At 69.6% G+C, this 4,501-nt stretch carries 5 protein-coding genes; 3 read left to right on the forward strand and 2 right to left on the reverse strand.

All coding sequences use genetic code 11. The annotated features are described in order from the left end of the window. Nucleotides 1-81: 81 nt before the first annotated feature. Complete coding sequence (locus tag VJ655_RS08075; RefSeq protein WP_324110552.1) at nt 82-972, reverse strand: branched-chain amino acid aminotransferase; 891 nt, start codon at nt 970-972, stop codon at nt 82-84. Between the two features lie 80 nt (nt 973-1,052). On the opposite strand from VJ655_RS08075, the gene VJ655_RS08080 reads away from it, so the two are divergent. From VJ655_RS08080 to VJ655_RS08090, 3 genes are all read left to right on the forward strand, one after another. Further along, on the forward strand, nt 1,053-1,553 hold the full coding sequence (locus tag VJ655_RS08080; protein WP_324110553.1) for a MarR family winged helix-turn-helix transcriptional regulator: 501 nt from the start codon (nt 1,053-1,055) through the stop codon (nt 1,551-1,553). Beyond that, nucleotides 1,550-2,257 carry a response regulator gene (locus VJ655_RS08085; protein WP_324110555.1) on the forward strand — a complete coding sequence of 236 codons (708 nt, stop codon included), beginning with the start codon at nt 1,550-1,552 and terminating at the stop codon, nt 2,255-2,257. The genes VJ655_RS08080 and VJ655_RS08085 overlap by 4 nt, the downstream gene beginning before the upstream one ends. Nucleotides 2,258-2,396: 139 nt before the next feature. Beyond that, on the forward strand, nt 2,397-3,737 hold the full coding sequence (locus VJ655_RS08090; RefSeq protein WP_324110556.1) for an ATP-binding protein: 1,341 nt from the start codon (nt 2,397-2,399) through the stop codon (nt 3,735-3,737). A gap of 138 nt (nt 3,738-3,875) precedes the next feature. Here the strand turns inward: VJ655_RS08090 and VJ655_RS08095 are convergent, their stop codons facing one another. Next, entirely contained in the window at nt 3,876-4,412 is a 537-nt protein-coding gene (locus VJ655_RS08095; protein WP_324110557.1) for a TetR family transcriptional regulator, read from the reverse strand. Between the last annotated feature and the right edge of the window lie 89 nt (nt 4,413-4,501).

Genomic DNA, 4,501 nt, shown 5'->3' on the forward strand with positions numbered 1-4,501 from the left:
GGGATGACGAGAGGAAAATCAAACAGAAAAACGCCGCCCAGGTCCCCCTGGGCGGCGTCTTCATGTCCGGCGTGAAAGCGCTTAAGCTTCCGCCATCGCCTGGCCGCGCACCAGGGCGGCGTAGGTGTCCATCAGGTCCAGCGACAGCTTGGCCGGCGTGAACTTGAACTCGCCCACTTCCGACACCGGGGTCACCTCGGCGGCGGTGCCGACGATGAAGCACTCGGTGAAGCCGGCCAGCTCTTCCTTCTGGATGTGGCGCTCGACGACCTCGATCCCCTTGTCCTTGGCGATGGCGATCACCGTGCGGCGGGTGATGCCGTCCAGGAAGCAATCGGGCTTGGGGGTGTGCAGCACGCCGTCCTTGATGAAGAACACGTTGGCGCCGGTCGCCTCGGCCACGTAGCCGCGATAGTCCAGCATCATCGCGTCGGCATAGCCTTCCTTCTCGGCGGCGTGCTTGGAGATGGTGCAGATCATGTAGAGGCCGGCGGCCTTGGCCGCGACCGGGGCGGTGCGGGGGTCGGGACGCTGGTACTTGGCCCAGGTCAGGCGGATGCCCTTGGCCTTGGTGGCCGGGTCGAAATAGCTGGGCCATTCCCAGACGGCGATGGCCACGTGGATCTTGGTCTGTTGCGCCGAGACGCCGATCATCTCGCTGCCGCGCCAGGCGATCGGGCGGACATAGCAGTCGGAAAGGCCATTCTTGGCCGCCGTCGCCTTGCAGGCCTCGTCGATCTCGGCCACCGTGTAGGGGATCTTGAAGTCGAGGATCTCCGCCGACTTGAACAGGCGCTCGGTATGCTCGGTCAGCTTGAAAATCTCGCCGCCGTACATCCGTTCGCCCTCGAAGACGGACGAGGCGTAGTGAAGGCCGTGCGTCAGTACGTGCACCTTCGCCTCGCGCCAGGGAACGAACTGGCCGTCCAGCCAGATCCAACCATCACGATCGTCGAAGGGAACCAGAGACATCGGCCCAAGACCTCCTTATTGGAAACCCGGCCCTTAGACGCCCCGAGGGCGAGCGCGTCAAATAAAATGGACTTCGCTTGATGATAGCTCCGCTGCAGCCCGGTTCGGACGATCCGCGTCTGATCCTCCGCGAGGAGGAGCTGGACGGCGGGCTCGAATTGATCCTGCTGGCCGAGGCCTCGCTGTGGGCCGCCGTCGACGCCGTTCTCGAGAGCGAGAGCGTCGGCCTGGGCCGTTCGCACTGGCGCGCGGCCTTCCTGCTGCGCCGCCGGCCTGGCATCGGGGTGCAGGACCTTTCCAAGCTGACCAGCCTGTCCAAGCAGGCCGCCAGCCGCACCCTGGCCGACCTTCAGAAGGCCGGGCTGGTCGAGCGCGGGGCCGGCGAGCTGGACGGCCGTCGCCGCCCGGCCACCCTGACGTCCGAGGGCGTGGCTTTCGAGCAGCGCACGGCCGAGCGCCTGCGCGCCCTACTGGCGAGGGCCTATCGCACCGGCGGCCTCGACGGGGTGGCGGGCACGCGGCGGATCCTGGCCGCCTTGGCCGGGTCGCGCCAGGGCGCTGGCCGGCGGACCGCGCCATGAGCCCCGACGAGCGCCGCGAGCGCCACCTGCTGGTCGTCGACGACGACGACCGCCTGCGCAAGCTGATCAAGGAATTCCTGGGCCGGGCGGGCTTTCGCGTCACCGCCGCCTCGAACGCGGCCGGGGCCGACAAGCTGTTCGAGGCCCTGGACTTCGACCTGATGGTGCTGGACGTGATGATGCCGGGCGAGGACGGCATGGCCTTCACCAAGCGCCTGCGCGCCAAGGGCGGCGAGGCCGGCCGCACGCCGATCCTGATGCTGACCGCGCGCGACCAGACGGCCGACCGGATCGAGGGCCTGTCCAACGGCGTCGACGACTATCTGGGCAAGCCGTTCGAGCCGCAGGAGCTGTTGCTGCGCATCGAGGCGATCCTGCGCCGCTCGTCCGCCCGGCCGGTCGGGACCCGGTCCGCCGCGCTCAGCCTGGGCCGCTGCACCTTCGAGCCCGAGCGCGGCGAGCTGACCTGCGACGGCGAGGTGATCCGCCTGACCGAGGCCGAGGTCACCCTCATGCGCCGCCTGGCCCGCTCGGCCCACGACCCCGTCGACCGCCTGGAGCTGGCCCGCGACACCGCCGACGCCACCGGCCGGGCGGTCGACGTCCAGGTCACCCGCCTGCGCCGCAAGATCGAGCCGGACCCGAAGAACCCGAGGTACCTGCAGACGGTGCGGGGGATCGGGTACCGGCTGGCGCCGGATTGATGGCCATGTATTTGAAAATCCTTCCCCCAGCGAGGAAGGTGTCCGCGCAGCGGACGGAGGGGGAAGTGGCGGGCGTGGGAATATCTTCCCCCTCCGTCGCCTTCGGCGCCGCCTCCCCCGCTGGGGGGAGGATTTAGAAGTGCCCCTCTCCGCCCGCCTCCACATCCCCCGCCCGATCAAGCGTCTGCTGCCCACCACCCTGTTCGGGCGCAGCCTGTTGATCATCATCCTGCCGGTGGCGGTGATGCAGATCGCCGTGACCTGGGCGTTCTTCGACGCCCACTGGCAGTCGGTGACCAGCAAGCTCTCGGAGGGCCTGGCCGGCGATATCGCCTGGGCGGTGCAGTCCTACGAGGACGATCCCAGCCCCGCGGCCGTCGAGAAGCTGGCCAAGCGGGCCGAGGACTCGATGTCGCTGTCGATCGCCTTCCAGCCGGGCCGTAAGCTGCCCACCAGCCACCGCCCCTCGCTGTTCGCGGCGCTGGATCGGTCGCTGCAGAAGGCCCTGGAGGACCGGCTCGACAACCCGTTCTGGTTCGATACGACCCGCTACACGGCCTATATCGACATCCGCGTGCAGGTGAAGGACGGCGTCCTGCAGATCTACGCCCTGCGCGACCGCGCCTACGCCACCCAGGGTCACATCTTCATCCTGTGGATGGTGGTGGCGACCATGCTGCTGACGGCCATTGCCATCCTGTTCATCCGCAACCAGGTGCGGGCGATCGAGCGCCTGGCCGACGCCGCCGACGCCTTCGGCCGCGGCGAGGACCACGATTTCAAGCCGCACGGCGCGCGCGAGGTCCGCCAGGCCGCCCGCGCCTTCCTGGCCATGCGGGCGAGGATCGTCCGCCATATCGAGCAGCGCACGGCCCTGCTGGCCAGCGTCAGCCACGACCTGCGCACGCCGCTGACCCGCCTGAAGCTGGAAATGGCCATGTCCGAGCCCAGCGAGCAGCTGGAGGCCATGAAGGGCGATCTCTCCGAAATGGAGCACATGATCGACGAGTATCTGGCCTTCGCCCGCGGCGAGGGCGGCGAGGAGGCGCGGACGGTCGATCTGTCCGAGCTGGTCGAGGGCGTGGTCGCCGACGCCGAGCGGGCGGGCGCCCTGGTCGAGACCGAGATCACCCGGGGACTGGAGGCGCGCGTGCGGCCCCTCGCCTTCCGCCGGGCTCTGGCCAATCTGGTCGACAACGGCGTCGCCCATGCCGACCGGGTCAAGGTCACCGCCACGCCGCGCCAGACCGGCGGCGTCGAGATCGCGGTCGATGACGACGGGCCAGGCATCCCGGAGGACCGCTACGAGGAAGCCTTCAAGCCGTTCTCGCGCCTCGACGAGAGCCGGAACCAGAACGAGAAGGGCGTGGGCCTAGGCCTGGCCATCGCCCGCGACATGGCGCGGGGCCTGGGCGGGGATCTGGTGCTGTCACGCTCGACGATGGGGGGGCTACGGGCGCTGATCCGGTTGCCGGGGTGAGGCGCACGATCCTCCCCCGCGACGCGGGGAGGTGGCCCAGAGGGGCGGAGGGGGCCAGCTCGGTTCCTCACGGCGCTCGCCCCCTCAGTCGCTCCGCGACAGCTCCCCCACGATGCGGGGGAGCATCTTCATTACCCTCTAAAACCCCGCCCCGATCTTTCCCAGCCGCTCAGCCATCTGCTTCAGCCGCTTGTCGAGCTCGGCCATCGTGCGGTTCAGCGCGCCTTCGTCGTCGCGCCAGACCTGGACGACGCGGGCCCAGACGGCGGTCATGGCCAGGAGGCGCGGCGGGGTGGCGGGGACGCCTGCGGCTTCGAGCATCGCCCGGGCGATGCTCGGAAAGCGGGTCGCCGAGACCAGCGGCCCCTCGGCCTTGGCCATATTCAGCAAAGCGGTCCGGTGCGGCTCCATCGCCTCCAGCCGGGCCATGGCGGCGTCGAACAGGCGGTCGTGGGCGGCCGAGCCTGGTGGATAGTCGATCTCGAGCGCGGCCCGGTCAAAGCGCTCGGACACCCGCGCCAGCACCGCCAGCCGGCTCCGGGCCTTGGCGTAGAGGTCCGGGAAGGGAACGGCGGCCTTCACGGCGATGTCGCGCAGCGAGACGGACGGCCAGGGCTGGTCAGCCGCCAGGGCCAGGGCCGCGTCGGCGGCGCGATCGAGGATGTCGTCGGTCATGGGATTTCAGATGAGCCGAAGAGCGCCCCGAAACAACCCCTCTCCCATAGGGAGAGGAGGGACCCGCCGCGTAGCGGCGGGAGGTGAGG

Source organism: Caulobacter sp. (genome assembly GCF_035254145.1).
GTDB lineage: Bacteria > Pseudomonadota > Alphaproteobacteria > Caulobacterales > Caulobacteraceae > Caulobacter.

Excerpts from the sequence above, each read along its gene's own strand:
- VJ655_RS08095 (WP_324110557.1), bottom strand. The coding sequence starts at position 4,412 with ATGACCGACGACATCCTCGATCGCGCCGCCGACGCGGCCCTGGCCCTG.
- VJ655_RS08085 (WP_324110555.1), top strand. The coding sequence starts at position 1,550 with ATGAGCCCCGACGAGCGCCGCGAGCGCCACCTGCTGGTCGTCGACGAC.
- VJ655_RS08080 (WP_324110553.1), top strand. The coding sequence starts at position 1,053 with ATGATAGCTCCGCTGCAGCCCGGTTCGGACGATCCGCGTCTGATCCTC.
- VJ655_RS08075 (WP_324110552.1), bottom strand. The coding sequence starts at position 972 with ATGTCTCTGGTTCCCTTCGACGATCGTGATGGTTGGATCTGGCTGGAC.